We start from the raw sequence: 16,406 nt of genomic DNA, 5'->3' as shown, positions 1-16,406 counted from the left end.
TTTATTCAGCTCCATTAAGTCTAAATGATTCGACAACTTCCCATTTTCCGTCTTGTTCTTTGACTAAATGGATTTGCTGAATTTCTTCCTGCACATCAATGCCTTCCATACGCAATTGACCTAAAATATCGTCATGCTCAGAAGCTGTTAGCTTTTGCGCAATTGTAATATGTGGTACAAATACGTGTTTTTGCTCACCAAAAGCAATGCTGTCTTGAATCGCTTTTTGAATATTAGCAAGTTGCTCCGTAGGCTCAATGCGGAAATAAATTGCATTCGTCGTAGGGTAAAACGAGCTAATACGTGATGCATGAATATTTAGCGGTGCAAAATTAGCAGCTGTTTCTGTTAATTGTGCAATGATGTTTTGTACCGCACTTTCATCTGCTTCAAACGCATCCTTTAATGTAATATGTGGTGCGATTTGTGCATAATGTGGGTCATAACGTTTACGATAGTTATTCGCTAAATCTTGTAAATTTTTAGAAGGAAAAGCAACAATACCATACTTCAAGTTCAAAACCTCCCGAAACAATTAAATTTTATTATCCATATAAGTATAACAGAATTTCATGCCTTACTACATTTATTACGCCGTTTTTATCCGAAATTTTCTATAAGTGCTCGTCTTAAATCAGGTTTCCAATACTTCCAAGTATGGTTACCATCAAATTCCTCGTAAAACGTATTGAAGCTTTTTTCAATGAATAATTGATGAAGCGCCCGGTTCGGTGTAAGGAAATCTTTTATTTCTTTATTTGTTGTAACGACTTCTGTCTCTTCTCTACCAATAATATGGTAAATAGATATAGTACTATTATTTGCAGCATTTGCGACAGCTTCAAGTACGAGCTCATCCACATAAGGTGACTGTAAAATAGCTTTGCCAAAAACATTTGGGTATTTTAAAGCAGCCATTAAAGCGGCAGTTGCAGCCATTGAATCACCAATCATGCCACGTGTTTGACCAAGCTGAAATGTTGCATAATTTTCGTCCAAATAAGGTACAAGCTCATGTGCTAAAAAGCGCAAAAAGGCTTCATGTTGTGCACCAGAAGGGATATACTTTTTTCGACGATCTTCCACATTTTTGTATGGCACACCTACAATAATTGTATTTTCCATTTCATAGTTGTCGATTAATTCATCAGCAAGACGTGTAATACCGCCTAGTTGGAAATAGTCCTTACCATCTGTTGCAATCAGCAAATTATATTTATAAAGAGGTGAATAATTTGCTGGAATATAAACAAGTAGCTGAAGCTCCTCTTGCAGTGCTTCGCTATAAAATTTCAAATCATTTACAGTTCCTTTATCCAAAACACTCATTCCTTCTCAAGTTAGATGTAACGAAATTGTATCATAATCGTTTCGAAAGGTGTAATATGATGTAGGAAGAAAAAAACATTAATAGAGGTGTAAATTATGCATAATCGAGCAGTTCGTGTTCATTCTGATCAAGTAACAGCAGCCACTCTCGCTGCTTTAGAACGTAGAGGGGTAACGGTGGAGGATATTGCGGAAATCGTTTATGAAATGCAAAACCCTTATAATGAAGGCTTATTAATGGAGCATTGCGTGAAATCTGTTGAGCGAGTGCTACATAAACGTGAAGTACAGCATGCAATACTAGTCGGCGTGGAACTAGATGAATTAGCAGAAAAGAAAATGCTATCAGAGCCACTACAATCAATTGTTGATTCAGATGAAGGCTTATTTGGCGTTGATGAAACAATCGCGCTTGGCTCAGTGTTTACTTATGGAAGTATCGCTGTGACAACATTCGGTCACTTAGATAAAAAGAAAATCGGCATAATTAATAAGCTTGATACAAAGGCAGGAAAAACAGTCAATACGTTTTTAGATGATTTAGTGGCGAGCGTTGCAGCAAGTGCGGCATCCCGCATTGCACATCGCATGCGCGACTTAGAGGAAGAGGGAGAAACATTTGCAGCGATCCCTCCAAAAGTATTAGGTCCACAACAGAAAGATAAGACGGAAATTTAATTGATTAATTTTAAACAGAGACTCCTAAAAGCCAAATAGGAGTCTCTATTTTTATTGTATTGAAATTTTGATAAAATAGTAGCAATGCTTATTAAAGAGAGGATACTATCATGAAACCATCAGATATTAAAACCCTTATTACAAGTGGAACAATTATTATAGCGGTTGTGCTATATTTAATTTTTAGTCCAGACCCTAAAGAAAAAGTAGAAGACAGCAATACGCCACAAACACAGCAAGAGGAAAATTCTTTACAATCTACTGTTATTTCCGCACAATATGCGCAGGAAGTGACAGAAAATGAGCTACAGCAAGTAAAATTTTTATCGATTAACGATGGCGATACATTTAGCATAGAAATGGATGGCGAAAAGCATAAAGTTCGCTTATTAATGGTGGATACACCTGAAATGAACTATGATAAAGGACAGCCAATGCCTTATGCAGAAGATGCAAAAGCATTCACCGAAAATTTATTGAAAAATGCTGCAAAAATTGAGCTTCTATTTGATGTTGGACCAGAAACTGATAAGTATGATCGACTTCTTGCATACATTTATGTAGACGATGTTTTACTGCAAGAATCTTTATTGAAAAATGGACTTGCAGTAATGCGTTATATAAATAAGCCAAATAACACGCTAGAAGCAGAATTGAAAGAAATTGAAGCAGCGGCAAAAGAAGAAAAGCTGAATATTTGGGCATATGAAGGCTATTTTGACGGCAAGCAATTTCATGAGGATGCAGTAAAGTAGTAAAGGCTATTTAGAGGTGACACAGGTCATTTCTAAATAGTCTTTTTATCTATTTATGTCTTAAAAAGCTACAATTAAGGTAAAATATATTATGACAATTCGTTGACATTGTAAAATCTAATTGAGAATAATCCTCATTTGTGTCATAATTGTGGAGGAAATAATTATCTATAGGAGGACTAGAGCTGTGAAAAAGCTTTTTCTAAGTCTTTTTGTGCTTATATTAGGAGTATTTATCGTTACACCTAACTATTCTCATGCACAATTAGCTGATGGAACTTACAATATTCCATATCAGGTAAATAAGCCAAGTAGTATTTCAGCTTCTATGGCGAATGACTATTTTTTAAAGCCTGCCAAAGTAACGATGAAAAATGGCAAAGCAACTGTGCAGTTAACAATTAAAAATAGTGCATGGGTAACGGAGTTTAACCCGCCAGGTGGGGCATCTGTTATTAATCAAAATGCAGGTGCTGATACGCGTGTTGTGCAATTTTCTATAGCAGATTTATCAAAACCTGTAACAGTAGCAATGAAAATCGATATTGATGATATTAATTATCATCATAGTTATAGTGTTGATTTTATATTTGATGCATCTAGCATTCCACAAGCAACAACAGAAAAAAATACACAAACGAATGCCAACTCATCAAATAACAATGTGAGTAAGACGCCAAATTCTTCAAATGCTGTTGTTAGCGGAAATAAGGCTGATGAAGTGGTAGGTGCGAATGAACAAGTAGAGAACCCACAAACAAGTGATTCACTACCATACGTTTTCATCTTTATGCTTATTGCTTCAGTGCTTGTATTTTATAAAGTAAGACCAACAAACTAATCTATTGGGGGAAATATGACATGTCAAAATTTCAATCTCGTACGTCAAAAATCGCTTTAGCTTCAGTATTAGCAACATCTGCTATCGTACCAGCAGTAGCAGCTTCAGCAGCTGAAACAACTCCATCACGCTCTATGCCAGATGGTAAATACACAATTGATTTTACAATTACAGATACGACACAGCAATTGGCGAAATACGTAAAAGGACCAGCTACATTAATTATTGAAGGCGGTAAATATGCGATTCAATTATCAGCTGAGCCTACTGTTATGAATATGCTAACAAAAGTAGAAGTGAATGGCGTGAGCGTTATTCAAGAAGTAAATGGACAAAAGGTAATCTACATTCCTGTAGAACGTCCAGGTGGCACTGTCAAAGGTGAAGGCGCAGTGAAAGTTGGAGATAAAGAGATTCCAACATCATTTGAAATCACATTAGACCCAACAACAATTAAATCACCTGAAGCAGCACCAGAAGAAAAAGTAGAATTTGTACCAGGTAAAACATTTAAGCAAGTAAAAGATGGCGAATATGCAATTACATTTGATGCATATGATCCAAAAACAAATAAAGGTGGCTATACATCCATTTCAAGCCATCTTGAAAAAGATGCAAAGTTGATTGTTAAAGATGGTAAGTATTCAGTACAATTAACAATCACTGAAAAAAGTGCACCAATGATTGCGGGCTTAAAAGTAGCAGGTGCAGAGGCGACATTAGTATCTGCAGAAGGTAAAAAGGTTTACAATTTCTCAATCAACTCAATTAGCGATTTAGCAGCAGCAGAAATTCATGTTGTTGTACCAACAGCGAATATGGATAAATGGTATCCATTTGGCTTTGCTATCAATACAGCAGACCTTACTTTGCCAGAAGTAACAGAGGTTGAACAGCCAGCGGCAGAAGAGTACCCATTATACATTTACAAAGATAAAACAAATGAAATTTCTGTTATGGCAACTTACGTAAAACCGACTGTTACTGTAACGGAAACAGAAGAAAGCTTCCTTGTTGATTTAACATTTGTACAAGGTCAATACTTAAACAAATTTGATATTAAAGGTGCAACAATCGCCAATGAAAAAACAGTGGAAGCAGGCGAAAACACAACAAAAATCTACACAATTGAAACAACAAACTTAGATGCGGTTTACACAGCAACAGTTGATGTATCAGTAGATGCTGGTCCTGTAAAATATGATTCTACTTACCCTGTGCAATTGCAATTTGGCGGTAAACAGAATCCATTCAAAGATATTACAAAATTAGGCGACTATGGTAATATCGTAACATTGTACTCTATTGGACTTTTCAAAGAAGCAGATAAATTTAATCCAAACGGCAAAGTAAAACGTTCTCAATTTGCTTTAATGCTAAACCGTTATTTAGGGCTAGACACAACAGCGAAAAATCCATTTAAAGATGTAACAAGCTTTGATGCAGAAACACAAAAAGCAGTAACTGCACTAAGCGCTTCTGGCATTATGAACGGCACATCTGCTACAACATTTGCACCAACACAAGAAATTACACGTCAACAAGCAGCGGTTATTATTTACCGTGTATTAGAGGGCGCAGGCTATAAAGCAACTGGCGCAAAAGTACCATTTAGCGATGTGAAAACATCAAATAAAGAAGTGGCAACAGCAATCGCTGAGTTAAATGCATTAGGCATTATGACTGGTAATGAAGGTAAATTCAACCCAACAAATACTTTAACACGCAGCCAAATGGCAAAAGTTATTTTAAATACACTTTATGTGTTAGAATCTTAAGAGAATCCTGTAAAGAGCTGGCTTCCTCTCAATTTATGAGGGGGAGCCGCTGTTGTTATTTTGATTCAGCGGGTGTATGTCAAAATCTGCCCATTGACTCAAAGTAAAACAAAGGAAAGGAAGCCAAACATGAAAAAATATATGCAATTTTTAGTGCTTGCGTCAGTTTTGTTACTTGCAGCCTGTGGAAGTAACACAGCAGCACCAGAGCAACCAAAAGATACCGTTGCGGAGGAAAAGCCGCAGGAGGATTATCGCATTGTAGCTGGAACAGTTGTTGTAGCTGATATTATGGACCAGCTAGAGCTTGACGCAATTGCTGTACCTGATACGGTGAAGCAATTACCTGAACGCTTCAACGGTTTACCGTCTATCGGCAATGCGATGCAGCCAGATATGGAAATTATTAAATCATTAAACCCAACGGAAGTATTATCTGTTTCGACATTGGAATACGATTTAGCACCAACATTTGAGCAATTGAAAGTACCTGTTGATTTTGTTGATTTAACAAGTATCGACACGATGCTTGCAGAAATTGAGGAGCTAGGCAAGCGTTATAATCGTGTAGAGCAAGCGAATGCGTTGATGGACAAGCTAAAAAATGATATTGCACAAGTGGAAAATGTGGCAAGTGAGCATGAACAGCCGAGCGTCTTGATATTATTAGGCGTACCAGGCAGCTATTTAGTTGCAACGGAGCACTCTTATGCGGGGGATTTAGTAAAAAGGGCTGGCGGCATTAATGTAATGGCTGGTCAAGAAGCGGAATATTTAGCATCGAATACAGAGCATTTATACAATAGCAATCCTGATATTATTTTACGTATGGCACATGGCATGCCAGATGAGGTTATCAAAATGTTTGACGAGGAATTTAAAACAAATGATGTATGGAAGCATTTTAATGCGGTGAAAAATGGACATGTCTATGATTTACAGGAAGAGCTATTTGGCACAACAGCCGCGTTAAATGTGTCAGAGGCATTGCAACATTTAATTGAAATTTTCTATGAACAGTAGGGTGTTGTGAAGGGATGAAAAAACTAATAAGCACTGTTGTCATTGCGCTATTGTTAGTAGTGACAGCAATTTTTGCTGCGACAACAGGCAGTATTCAAATGGGGTTTTTGGAATTTATAGGTGCATTGTTTGATGCAAACAACGAAACAATGGCAGCGATTCGTGATTTGCGTTTCCCACGTATTATTATCGCGATTTTTGCGGGAGCTGCACTATCTGTGGCAGGTGTTCTGCTACAGGCAATTATGCGCAACCCACTTGCTGATGCAGGTGTGATTGGTATTTCATCAGGTGCGGCATTTACAAAGCTATTTATCGTGTCAATTGTGCCTACTTTGTTTTTCATGACACCGATTTTTGCATTTATTGGTGGGGCTTTTGCGTGCTTTTTAGTATTTACGTTAGCTTGGAAATCAGGTTTAAATCCATTGCGTTTAATTTTAGTCGGCATTGCGATCAATGCGATGTTTACAGGGCTAACGGAAGCATTTATTAGCTTTGGTGGCTCTTTGAACGCTTCTGCGAGCAGTGTACTTGGCTCAAGCCTTGCATTTAAAACATGGGATGATGTCACAATGATGGCGATTTACGGCTCGGTTGGTTTAGTGCTTGCCTTCATCACCTATTCATGGTGCAATGTGCTTGCACTATCTGACAAAACGGCACAAAGTATCGGCTTTAATGTGACGGTTGCGCGTTTAGCCATTGCAGCAGTAGCTGTATTATTATCAGCGATTTCAGTCGTTGTCGCCGGTGTTATAGCCTTTGTCGGTTTGCTTGTCCCACATATTGCACGCCGCATTGTCGGGCATGACCATAAAGTGCTATTACCTTTTACAGCGCTGTTAGGTGCGTTTATTATTCTATTAGCAGATACGATTGGTCGTACGCTAATCGCGCCGTTAGAAATACCTGCCTCGACCATTATGGCAATTATCGGCGGACCATTTTTAATATTTTTATTGAGAAGAGGGTGATGTTGTGGAATTACAAAAAATTATTGTCTCACATGACGGTAAAAAGCAGCATTTACAAAATATATCGACAGCCATTCAGCACGGCAAAATTACAACAATTATTGGACCAAATGGCTGTGGTAAATCGACATTATTGAATGTAATGGCACGCAACAATTCTCCGGTACAAGGTAAAGCAACGCTAGACAATAAAGATTTAGTGGACTATAAGCCAAAGGAATTTGCACAAAAATTTGCGATTGTGTATCAGCAAAATGATATTCCACAAGATTTATCAGTAGAAAGGCTCGTCGGATATGGCCGTATGCCATATCATTCTTTATTGAAAAAAAATGAGGTAAAGGACCAGCAAGCAGTTGATTGGGCGTTAGCATGTACAAGTTTAAGTGAAAAGCGCCATTATGATTTATCAGCATTGTCTGGAGGGGAAAGGCAGCGCGTATGGATTGCGATGGCATTAGCCCAGCAAAGCGAGCTACTATGTTTAGATGAGCCGACAACCTATTTAGATATTTATTATCAGCTAGAGCTACTGGAGCTAGTGAAGGAACTGAATGAAAAGCACGGCTTAACGATTGTCATGGTGCTGCACGATATTAACCAAGCGATCCGCTATAGCGATCATATTATTTTAATGAGTGCAGGGCGTATCGTTGCAGAAGGAGCACCTCGCGATGTTATTACAAAAGAAACGGTGAAAGACGTATACGGAGTTGAAGCGATTTTTCATGAAGATGTAGTGCTTGGCTTGTATATGGTACCAATCGGTATTTAAGGAGGCGATTATATGAAGGTGAAACTAATTCAAGCCATTTGTATAATTGTCTTTTTCATTTCAGCTGCAGGCATTGTGCGGTATTTTTATAGCTATAAGCAAATTGAGCAGGAGCTAGAGCAAGTACAGGAAGTGTATGAGGAGGCTTCTATTGAGAAAACTGGGGTTGACATGAAGTTTATTGAGCTGCAAAAAATTAACCAAGAGATTGTTGGGTGGCTTCGTTTAGAATGCACACAGCTCGATAATCCTGTACTACAAACAAATAATAATGATTTTTATTTGCATCATAATTATGCAGGTGAAAAAAGTCGTGCAGGTAGTATTTTTATGGATTACCGCAATGAGATAAATGCACGCCATACAATTTTATATGGACATGTGATGCGCAATGGCACGATGTTTGGAGAGCTCGCGAAATTTGCAGAACAAAATTATGTGGAGGCACATCCATATTTTATTTACGAAACACCAAGTGAGCGCTATCGCCTTGAAGTATTTGCTGCCTATGAAACAACGACTGATTTTTATTATATTGAAACAGAATTTACCGATACATCCTATGCGGAATTTTTACAGACGATTCAACAAAAATCGCAAATTATGATGCCTGTTACTGTGACAGCAAATGACAGCATTATTACATTGTCTACATGTACGACATCTCCAAATGATGATGAGCGCTTTGTTGTACATGCCAAAATAACAGTAGAAAAATAAATCTCGAATTCGAAATATTTTTGTTGACGCAAAGAAAATTATCTACTATACTAAATTTATAAATAAGGAAGTCATAAAGTTCAGCCATTTTACATATATAACTTATTGTGCGATGTTTAACATTGCAACGATATGGGAATATGCAAGTTGTAGGCTGCTTTATTTTGACAACATATCTTGAATTCGAGATAAAAAACAGGAGGGTTTTATTTATGGCAAACTGGACAGTAGATCAATCACACTCAAGCATTGGATTTAGCGTAAAACACATGATGGTATCAAAGGTAAAAGGGGCTTTTGAAGCTTATTCAGCGCAAATTGAAGCAACTGATTTAGCAGATTTATCAACTGCTAATATTTCATTTACTATTGATACAGCAAGCATCAATACACGTAATGAAGATCGCGATAACCATTTAAAATCAGCAGATTTCTTTGATGCAGAGCAATTCCCAACAATTACATTCAAATCAACTGCAATCGAAAAATCAGGCGATGATTATAAATTAACAGGCGATTTAACGATTAAAGATGTAACAAAGCCTATTACATTTGATGTAGAATTTAACGGTAAAGGCACAAACCCATGGGGTCAAGAAGTATACGGCTTTGAAGCAGAAGCAAAAATTAATCGTGAAGAATTTGGTCTAACATGGAACGCAGCACTTGAAACAGGTGGTGTACTTGTAGGGAAAGATATTAAAATTTCAGTTGAGTTAGAAGTAAACCCAGCGTAATTAATGATTCGTTCATTAAATATAGAAAAGCAAGGAATCCAACAGGCGATTCCTTGCTTTTTTTAATATTGTTCAAACGTTTTGGCAATTGAAGCTAAGTCGCTGTACGTGATTGTTGGCAATTGATTCAGTGCAGCACGGTCAAATGACATTGATAGCACAACTTGATTTTTATTTTTTACAGGCTGATGCCAAATAAAAGTGAATTCTGTAATCTGTGGTTCATCTGCTATTTTGACGAGCATATTATAGCTGTCCTTTAGCAATGTGTCCTGTGACATAAACTCAGAGCTTTGCATTTCCATTACAACCGTTTCAGCGTCTAATTTGGGCGTTACTTGAATATCAAGAATAGCATCTTCAAGCTGCTGTTCTTTTGTCATTTCTTCAATCGTACGCATCGTTGCGTAGCCTGGGGTATTTTCTAAGGCGAGCTCTTCAACGGCTTGCTCAGGGTTTTCATTTTTTGAGAAAGAAAATCCTGAAATACCGACTATAATAAATACTACTAATAATAGTAAGTAAAAGTTAACGAATTTTTTCATTGTCATCATCCTTTAATTCAAAAGCAATATGAAAAAAGACCCCGCAGCAATCCGTGCCGTTTAAAGGGTCTTTTGTATGTATTAGTTGTTCCGACTAATACATTAGGTTTGGCACCTAATGACAAATTATAAGGGATTTTGTAGAAAAAATCAATGAAAGAAACTGCCTTAAAAATGAAGTGAGGGCTGTCCAAAAAATAAACAGCCCTTCGTATGTTGAGGGGAAATTTTATAATGTTTGAAGGTCTTCTTGTAAAGGGGGCATAGTGAAATATAAAAATGATTCATCTTCAAGTTCTAGCAGCTTTTGTTCATTAATACCGATTGATAAAGGTCCCGAAAAAATTGTTTCCCACCATGTTTCAGTCATAATCATTGAAATTGCCTCCTTGTCGATGTAAAAATAAATAAGAGAAAGCTTATCCTCATTTGAAAGGATATTGAGCAATCGTTATAGTAGTTAATATGTGTGGGAATGATGAAATTATGCATAAAAATTAAAAATGGAGAGGAAGATTTTTATGAATTTTACGGCTCAAGATGTAGAAAATATGATAGCGGCGCAACGTAGCTTCTATTTTTCAGGTGCTACAAAAAATATAGAATTTCGCAAAGCACAATTGCTTAAATTAAAAGCAACGATTCAAAAATATGAAAAAGATATTACTGCCGCATTGAAGCTTGATTTAAATAAAAGCGAATTTGAAGCGTACGCAACAGAAATTGGCATTGTTCTAGATAGCATTACACATATGGTGAAAAATATTGATGAATGGGCGATGCCTATTGCTGTAAAAACACCTGTTCACTTTCAGCCAGGCAAAAGCTATATTGTACGTGATCCATACGGTACCGTGTTAATTATTGGGCCGTTTAATTATCCATTCCAGCTTGTGATGGAGCCATTGCTTGGTGCAATTATCGGTGGGAATACGGCAATTATTAAGCCATCTGAAGCGACTGTGCATACGACAAAAATAATTAAGCAAATTATTGCTGAAACTTTTGAAGAGAATTATATACATGTTGTAGAAGGCGAAAAGGACGAAGTGGAAGCATTAATTCATGCATCCTTTGACTTTATTTTCTTTACAGGTAGTGTGGCAACGGGCAAAGTAATTATGCGTGCTGCTGCTGATAGGTTGACGCCTATCGTCTTAGAGCTAGGTGGAAAAAGCCCTGCAATTGTCGATCAAACAGCCAATTTACAAGTTGCAGCAAAACGCATTGTATGGGGTAAATTCACAAATAACGGGCAAACATGTGTAGCACCTGACTATGTTTTAGTGCATAGCTCAGTGTATAAAAAATTTATGAAAATTTTAAAGCAAACGATTACTGCATTTTATGGAGAAAATCCGCAGCAAAGCGATGATTATGGTCGTATTGTTCATGTACGTCATTTCGATAAGCTTAATACGATATTGGAGGCGGAGGCTGAACGTATTACGTTTGGTGGCACGGCGGATCGTGAAGATTTATATATTGCACCAACAATTGTCGAAGGTGCTGGCTGGGATAGCAAGGTAATGGAGGATGAAATTTTCGGACCAATTTTACCGATTATGGCATATAACGATTTAGCGAATGCGATTCATGCGATTCGCCGCTTGCCAAAACCTTTAGCAGCTTATTTATTTACAGAAAACGATAATGCACGTGAATATTTCCTTCAAGAGCTACCATTTGGAGGAGGCTGTATCAATGATATTATGGCACATGTAGGCAATACACATTTACCATTTGGGGGTGTGGGACCATCTGGAATGGGTGCTTATCATGGGGAAGCAAGCTTTGAATGCTTCACGCATCCGAAATCGATTTTACAGCGTTCAACAAAGCTTGCAACAAACTTACTGTTCCCACCTTATAAGCAAAAGGTGAAGCTGATTCGTAGAGTGATGAAGTAATTTATGTAGAAGGGGCAGTATTTAAGCCCCTTCTTTTATTTGTTGATGTAGCGGGATTTTCAGCGTAATTTTTGTGCCGACTTTCTCCTCACTGTGAATATGAATGATGCCACCATGCTCACGAATAATTTTATTGGAAATCATCATACCCAACCCTGTGCCAGTAGCCTTTGTTGTATAAAATGGCTCGAAAACATAGTCGAGTAAATGCTGTGGAATACCTTCACCAGTATCAGCAATTTCAATAAAAGCAAAGCCTTCATCATGACAGCTAATTAATGTAACAGTGCCATCGTTATCAATGGCTTCAATCGCATTTTTAACGATATTAATAAACACTTGCTTAATTTGATTGGCGTTGCCATAGACAAAGAGTGCTTCTTTGCTAAGCTGCTGAATTAATTGAATTTGGCGCTGCTCCAGTTGAAATTCAAAAAAGTGAAAAACATCCTCTATAATTTCTGATAAATTCAATCTGTTCTTTTGTTCAGCTAATGGTTTGGAGAGCACTAAAAATTCAGAGATAATTAAATCAATGCGCTCAATTTCGGATTGAATAAGACCAGTGTATGCTCTATATGGCGATTGTAGGTCTTCATTCATCATTTGAATAAAACCAGAGATTACCGTCATCGGATTGCGAATTTCATGTGCTACACCTGCAGCGATTTCTCCAGCTAATTTTAATTTTTCTGATTGCAAAGTGAGCCTTTCATTTTCCTTCAAATAGGAAATATCCCTTGAAATAACTGAAACAGCTAGCATATCTCCATAGGAATTATAAATAGGTGCTAGCGAAATTTGCGCATCGAAAACAGTCCCATCTTTGCGCATATCCTTTGTTTCAAGCAAACGGTAGCGTTCGCCCTGTAGCAGCTTCGAAAATCGTTCATTAGCAGCTTCAATATTTTCAGGTGCCACAAGCTGAATAGACTTGCCGATGCATTCCTCTCTCGTCCAGCCGTACATTTTTTCAAATGCAGCATTGACTTCAATAATTTTATTATTTAAATCGAATACGGCCATGGCATCTTCAGCGTAGTTAAAAAATAGCTTTAAATAAGCTTCAGTTGAAGAAAGCTCTAGCTGCTTATCCATATTTCTTTTTTCCTCATAAAGCCAAAGCCTTTTGACATATAACGTTTGCAATAGACCGACAATACATAAAAATAATGTGAAAAAAATAAAGATTTGTACAGAATGATGAAGCTGAATATTGGGATGCTTGAAAACAACTATCCAAGCAATTTCTAGCACAAATATAATAGCTAAAATCGTATTTAACATATATGACTGATAAGCGTTGACGATAAGTAGCAAATATAAAAAGCCAAGCAAAAATAATAGTTGTCCGCTATCAATTGTTAAAAGGATGAGTACTGTATTCCAAGCTACAATTAATAGAGCTTGAATTAATCGCGCATGCACTTTTTTATAAAGTAACAGACCAATAGCTGTTATTGTCATAATGATAAATAGTGTATAACTATGGGAATAGTGCACAATATCAAATAAATTGAGCAAAATAAAAAATATAGAACAAATGAAAAGTGAATAATAAATGAATAAATTGCGTTTATGTATGATTGTCAGTGGTCGCATCGTGTTCTCCTAGCAAATTGCCTAAAATTTGTTTCTCCTCATTGTTGATAGACGTAAAATTTTGATATGATAAAGTGAAGCTTTGTATCTGAGGGAGTATTCCTCAGCTGATTGTATCGCGCATTTTGGAAATGTGCGATAAAAGATATTAGGAGGGTTTTTATGACGAGTCTATTTAATCAACAAGAAACATTATCATTATTAGAGAAATTAGTAAAAATTGCAAGCCCATCTGGTTATACGACAAATATTATGCGCTTTATGGGAGAGTTTTTGAAGGAGCATAATATTTCTTATACAAAAACGAATAAAGGAGCAATTATCGTTACATTTGAAGGGGAAAATAATGAACAGCACCGTTTATTAACAGCACATACCGATACGCTGGGTGCGATGGTGAAGGAAGTGAAGTCAAGCGGTCGTTTAAAGCTAGCAATGATCGGTGGCTTTAATTGGAATGCAGTAGAGGGCGAATACTGTACGATTCATACAGCAGATGGTAAGACGGTACGTGGTACGATTTTAATGCATGAAACGACGGTGCACGTGTACCGTGGAGCAGATAGCTTAAAGCGTGATGAAAACCATATTGAAGTACGCATTGATGAAAAGGTATTAAATGCAGATGATACGCGTGCTCTAGGTATTGAAGTAGGTGATTTTGTGTCATTTGATGTGCGTTATGAGGAAACAGCATCGGGCTTTGTGAAATCGCGTCATTTGGATGATAAAGCAAGTACAACATTGCTGTTACAATTAATGAAATATGTAAAAGCAAACGATGTGAAGCTACCATATACGACACATTTTTATATTTCTAACAATGAAGAAATCGGCTATGGCGGTAATTCCAATATTCCAGCACAGGTAGTTGAATATATTGCAGTAGATATGGGGGCAATTGGCGATGGTCAAACATCTGATGAATATACAGTGTCAATTTGTGCAAAGGATGCAACAGGGCCATATCATTATGAGTTAACACAGCATCTAGTACAGCTGGCGAAGAAAGGTAATATTCCTTATAAGCTCGATATTTATCCATATTACGGCTCAGATGCCTCAGCAGCAATTCGAGCAGGCTTTGATATTCGTCATGCTTTGTTCGGACCAGGCATCGAAGCATCGCATGCCTATGAGCGCACACATGTTGATTCATTACAGGCGACAGCTGAATTATTATATGCATATGTAACATCGCCAATGGTTGAAATGGGGGAATAGTGAATGCGCGTAGAGGAATTAATAAGTGCCATTCCACAAAAGAAGATACTCGGCGTATTGCCTAGCTATATTGGGGACATTGCAGTTGATTCAAGAAGTGTACAGCCGCAAAGTGCATTTATTTGTATCAAAGGCTACACGGTGGATGGGCACGATTATGCGCAAAGGGCAGTTGATGCAGGTGCGACTTTGATTGTAGCGGAGAAAGAATTGACCCTAACAGGCAATGTTGCACAGCTCATCGTTCCAAGTTCAGAGCGAGCGCTTGGCTTATTATCTGCACGATTTTTCGGTTATCCATCTGAAGGATTAATGATGATTGGGGTAACGGGAACGAATGGCAAAACGAGCGTTACAGGCATTATCCATAATATTTTAATGGGCTTAGGCAAAAAATCAGCACTGGCAGGAACCATCGGCTTTAATTTGAATGGTACGCTGTATGAATCAGCAAATACGACAAGCGATGCCTTGAGTACCCAGCAAATGATTTATCGTGCCAAAGAAGAGGGCTGTGATGCAATGGTAATGGAAGTGTCATCACATGGCTTAGCTTTAGGTCGTTTAGCAGGCGTTGATTATGATGTAGCGATTTTTACGAATTTAACACATGATCATTTAGATTTTCATGGCACGATGGAGGCATATGGCAATACAAAGGGGCTGCTGTTTTCACAGTTAGGTCAAGATTTGCGTAAAGATAAGCATGTTGTGTTAAACGCAGATGATCAATGGTCAGCACATTATCAAACGTTAACACCATTTCCAGTGTGGACATATGGGCTACATAGCGCTGCTGACTTCTATGCTTCCAATTGCCGTTATGAGGATGGCATGACGTATTTTACGATGCAAACACCTGAAGGTACCTACGATGTGGCGATGCATTTACTTGGAGAGTTCAATGTCTACAATGTATTGGCAGCGACTGCAGCCTTGTATGCACGCCAGTTTTCATTGCATGAAATTATTGAGCAAATTGAGCAGCTCCCACCGGTAAAAGGGCGCATGGAAAAAGTACAAACTGATTTGCCTATCCAAATTTTTATTGATTACGCACATACACCAGATGCAATTGAAAAAGCGATTAATGCAGCACTGCCGTATAAAGGTGAAACGAGCAAATTAATTTTTCTTATCGGCACGGGCGGCAACCGCGACAAATCGAAGCGCCCTGCGATGGCAGAAAAAGCTTCTGTTGCGGATTATGTCATTTTAACGACAGATGACCCACGCTATGAGGAATATGAGAGCATCACAAGCGATTTAGCAAAAGGTATGTTGCATGAGCAATATGCATGTATTGGTGACCGCGCAGAGGCAGTACGCCATGCTATCAAAATTGCAGAAGCAGGGGATATTATCATTTTTGCGGGTAAAGGGCATGAGGATTACCAAATTATCGAGAATACAAAATATCCACATAGCGACGCAGACATTGCAATTGCAGAGGGAAAAGTGAAGTTTGTTTAGGTGCCAGGCACACACACAATTTACACACAATTTAAAGAG

At 37.7% G+C, this 16,406-nt stretch carries 17 protein-coding genes; 12 read left to right on the top strand and 5 right to left on the bottom strand.

Translation table 11 applies throughout. The annotated features are described in order from the left end of the window. Position 1: 1 nt before the first annotated feature. Positions 2-514, bottom strand: coding sequence for a 2'-5' RNA ligase family protein (locus R6U77_RS01105; RefSeq protein WP_293929195.1), 513 nt, complete (start codon positions 512-514; stop codon positions 2-4). Positions 515-600: 86 nt separating this feature from the next. Further along, positions 601-1,320, bottom strand: coding sequence for an alpha/beta hydrolase (locus R6U77_RS01100; protein ID WP_319837091.1), 720 nt, complete (start codon positions 1,318-1,320; stop codon positions 601-603). Between the two features lie 105 nt (positions 1,321-1,425). On the opposite strand from R6U77_RS01100, the gene R6U77_RS01095 reads away from it, so the two are divergent. From R6U77_RS01095 to R6U77_RS01055, 9 genes are all read left to right on the top strand, one after another. Next, on the top strand, positions 1,426-2,007 hold the full coding sequence (locus R6U77_RS01095; protein WP_293929199.1) for a phosphatidylglycerophosphatase A family protein: 582 nt from the start codon (positions 1,426-1,428) through the stop codon (positions 2,005-2,007). Between the two features lie 110 nt (positions 2,008-2,117). Continuing rightward, the gene (locus R6U77_RS01090; protein ID WP_319837090.1) at positions 2,118-2,762 is read left to right on the top strand and encodes a thermonuclease family protein; all 645 of its coding nucleotides are present in this window, start codon (positions 2,118-2,120) and stop codon (positions 2,760-2,762) included. A 187-nt stretch (positions 2,763-2,949) separates the two neighbouring features. Continuing rightward, positions 2,950-3,603, top strand: coding sequence for a heme uptake protein IsdC (gene isdC, locus R6U77_RS01085; protein WP_293929202.1), 654 nt, complete (start codon positions 2,950-2,952; stop codon positions 3,601-3,603). Between the two features lie 20 nt (positions 3,604-3,623). Beyond that, complete coding sequence (locus R6U77_RS01080; RefSeq protein ID WP_319837089.1) at positions 3,624-5,381, top strand: NEAT domain-containing protein; 1,758 nt, start codon at positions 3,624-3,626, stop codon at positions 5,379-5,381. A gap of 129 nt (positions 5,382-5,510) precedes the next feature. Then, a complete protein-coding gene (gene isdE / locus R6U77_RS01075; protein WP_319837088.1) occupies positions 5,511-6,404 on the top strand; it encodes a heme ABC transporter substrate-binding protein IsdE in 894 nt (297 codons plus the stop codon). A gap of 14 nt (positions 6,405-6,418) precedes the next feature. Next, the gene (locus tag R6U77_RS01070; protein ID WP_319837087.1) at positions 6,419-7,381 is read left to right on the top strand and encodes a FecCD family ABC transporter permease; all 963 of its coding nucleotides are present in this window, start codon (positions 6,419-6,421) and stop codon (positions 7,379-7,381) included. Positions 7,382-7,385: 4 nt separating this feature from the next. Then, complete coding sequence (locus R6U77_RS01065; protein WP_319837086.1) at positions 7,386-8,156, top strand: ABC transporter ATP-binding protein; 771 nt, start codon at positions 7,386-7,388, stop codon at positions 8,154-8,156. A 12-nt stretch (positions 8,157-8,168) separates the two neighbouring features. Next, positions 8,169-8,876, top strand: a complete 708-nt coding sequence (srtB, locus tag R6U77_RS01060; RefSeq protein WP_319837085.1) for a class B sortase — start codon at positions 8,169-8,171, stop codon at positions 8,874-8,876. A 212-nt stretch (positions 8,877-9,088) separates the two neighbouring features. Next, positions 9,089-9,613, top strand: coding sequence for a YceI family protein (locus R6U77_RS01055; RefSeq protein ID WP_319837084.1), 525 nt, complete (start codon positions 9,089-9,091; stop codon positions 9,611-9,613). Positions 9,614-9,675: 62 nt separating this feature from the next. Here R6U77_RS01055 and R6U77_RS01050 read toward each other — a convergent pair whose 3' ends face one another. Further along, positions 9,676-10,158, bottom strand: coding sequence for a hypothetical protein (locus R6U77_RS01050; protein WP_319837083.1), 483 nt, complete (start codon positions 10,156-10,158; stop codon positions 9,676-9,678). A gap of 229 nt (positions 10,159-10,387) precedes the next feature. Beyond that, positions 10,388-10,534: a hypothetical protein gene (locus tag R6U77_RS01045; protein WP_293929217.1), complete on the bottom strand. Its 147-nt coding sequence runs from the start codon at positions 10,532-10,534 to the stop codon at positions 10,388-10,390. Between the two features lie 145 nt (positions 10,535-10,679). Here R6U77_RS01045 and R6U77_RS01040 point away from each other — a divergent pair, with 145 nt between their 5' ends. Beyond that, a complete protein-coding gene (locus R6U77_RS01040) occupies positions 10,680-12,068 on the top strand; it encodes an aldehyde dehydrogenase (protein ID WP_319837082.1) in 1,389 nt (462 codons plus the stop codon). Between the two features lie 21 nt (positions 12,069-12,089). Here the strand turns inward: R6U77_RS01040 and R6U77_RS01035 are convergent, their stop codons facing one another. Further along, positions 12,090-13,670: a PAS domain S-box protein gene (locus R6U77_RS01035; protein ID WP_319837081.1), complete on the bottom strand. Its 1,581-nt coding sequence runs from the start codon at positions 13,668-13,670 to the stop codon at positions 12,090-12,092. Positions 13,671-13,832: 162 nt separating this feature from the next. Between R6U77_RS01035 and R6U77_RS01030 the strand changes: the two genes are divergently transcribed. Then, entirely contained in the window at positions 13,833-14,894 is a 1,062-nt protein-coding gene (locus tag R6U77_RS01030) for a M42 family metallopeptidase (protein ID WP_319837080.1), read from the top strand. 3 nt (positions 14,895-14,897) lie between these two features. Beyond that, positions 14,898-16,367, top strand: a complete 1,470-nt coding sequence (locus R6U77_RS01025) for a UDP-N-acetylmuramoyl-L-alanyl-D-glutamate--2,6-diaminopimelate ligase (RefSeq protein WP_319837079.1) — start codon at positions 14,898-14,900, stop codon at positions 16,365-16,367. Positions 16,368-16,406: the final 39 nt, after the last annotated feature.

The sequence above is a fragment of the Lysinibacillus louembei genome (assembly GCF_033880585.1).
Taxonomy (GTDB): domain Bacteria; phylum Bacillota; class Bacilli; order Bacillales_A; family Planococcaceae; genus Metasolibacillus; species Metasolibacillus louembei.
The sequence above is the reverse complement of the archived record's forward strand: the minus strand, read 5'-3'. Positions and strand labels throughout refer to the sequence as shown.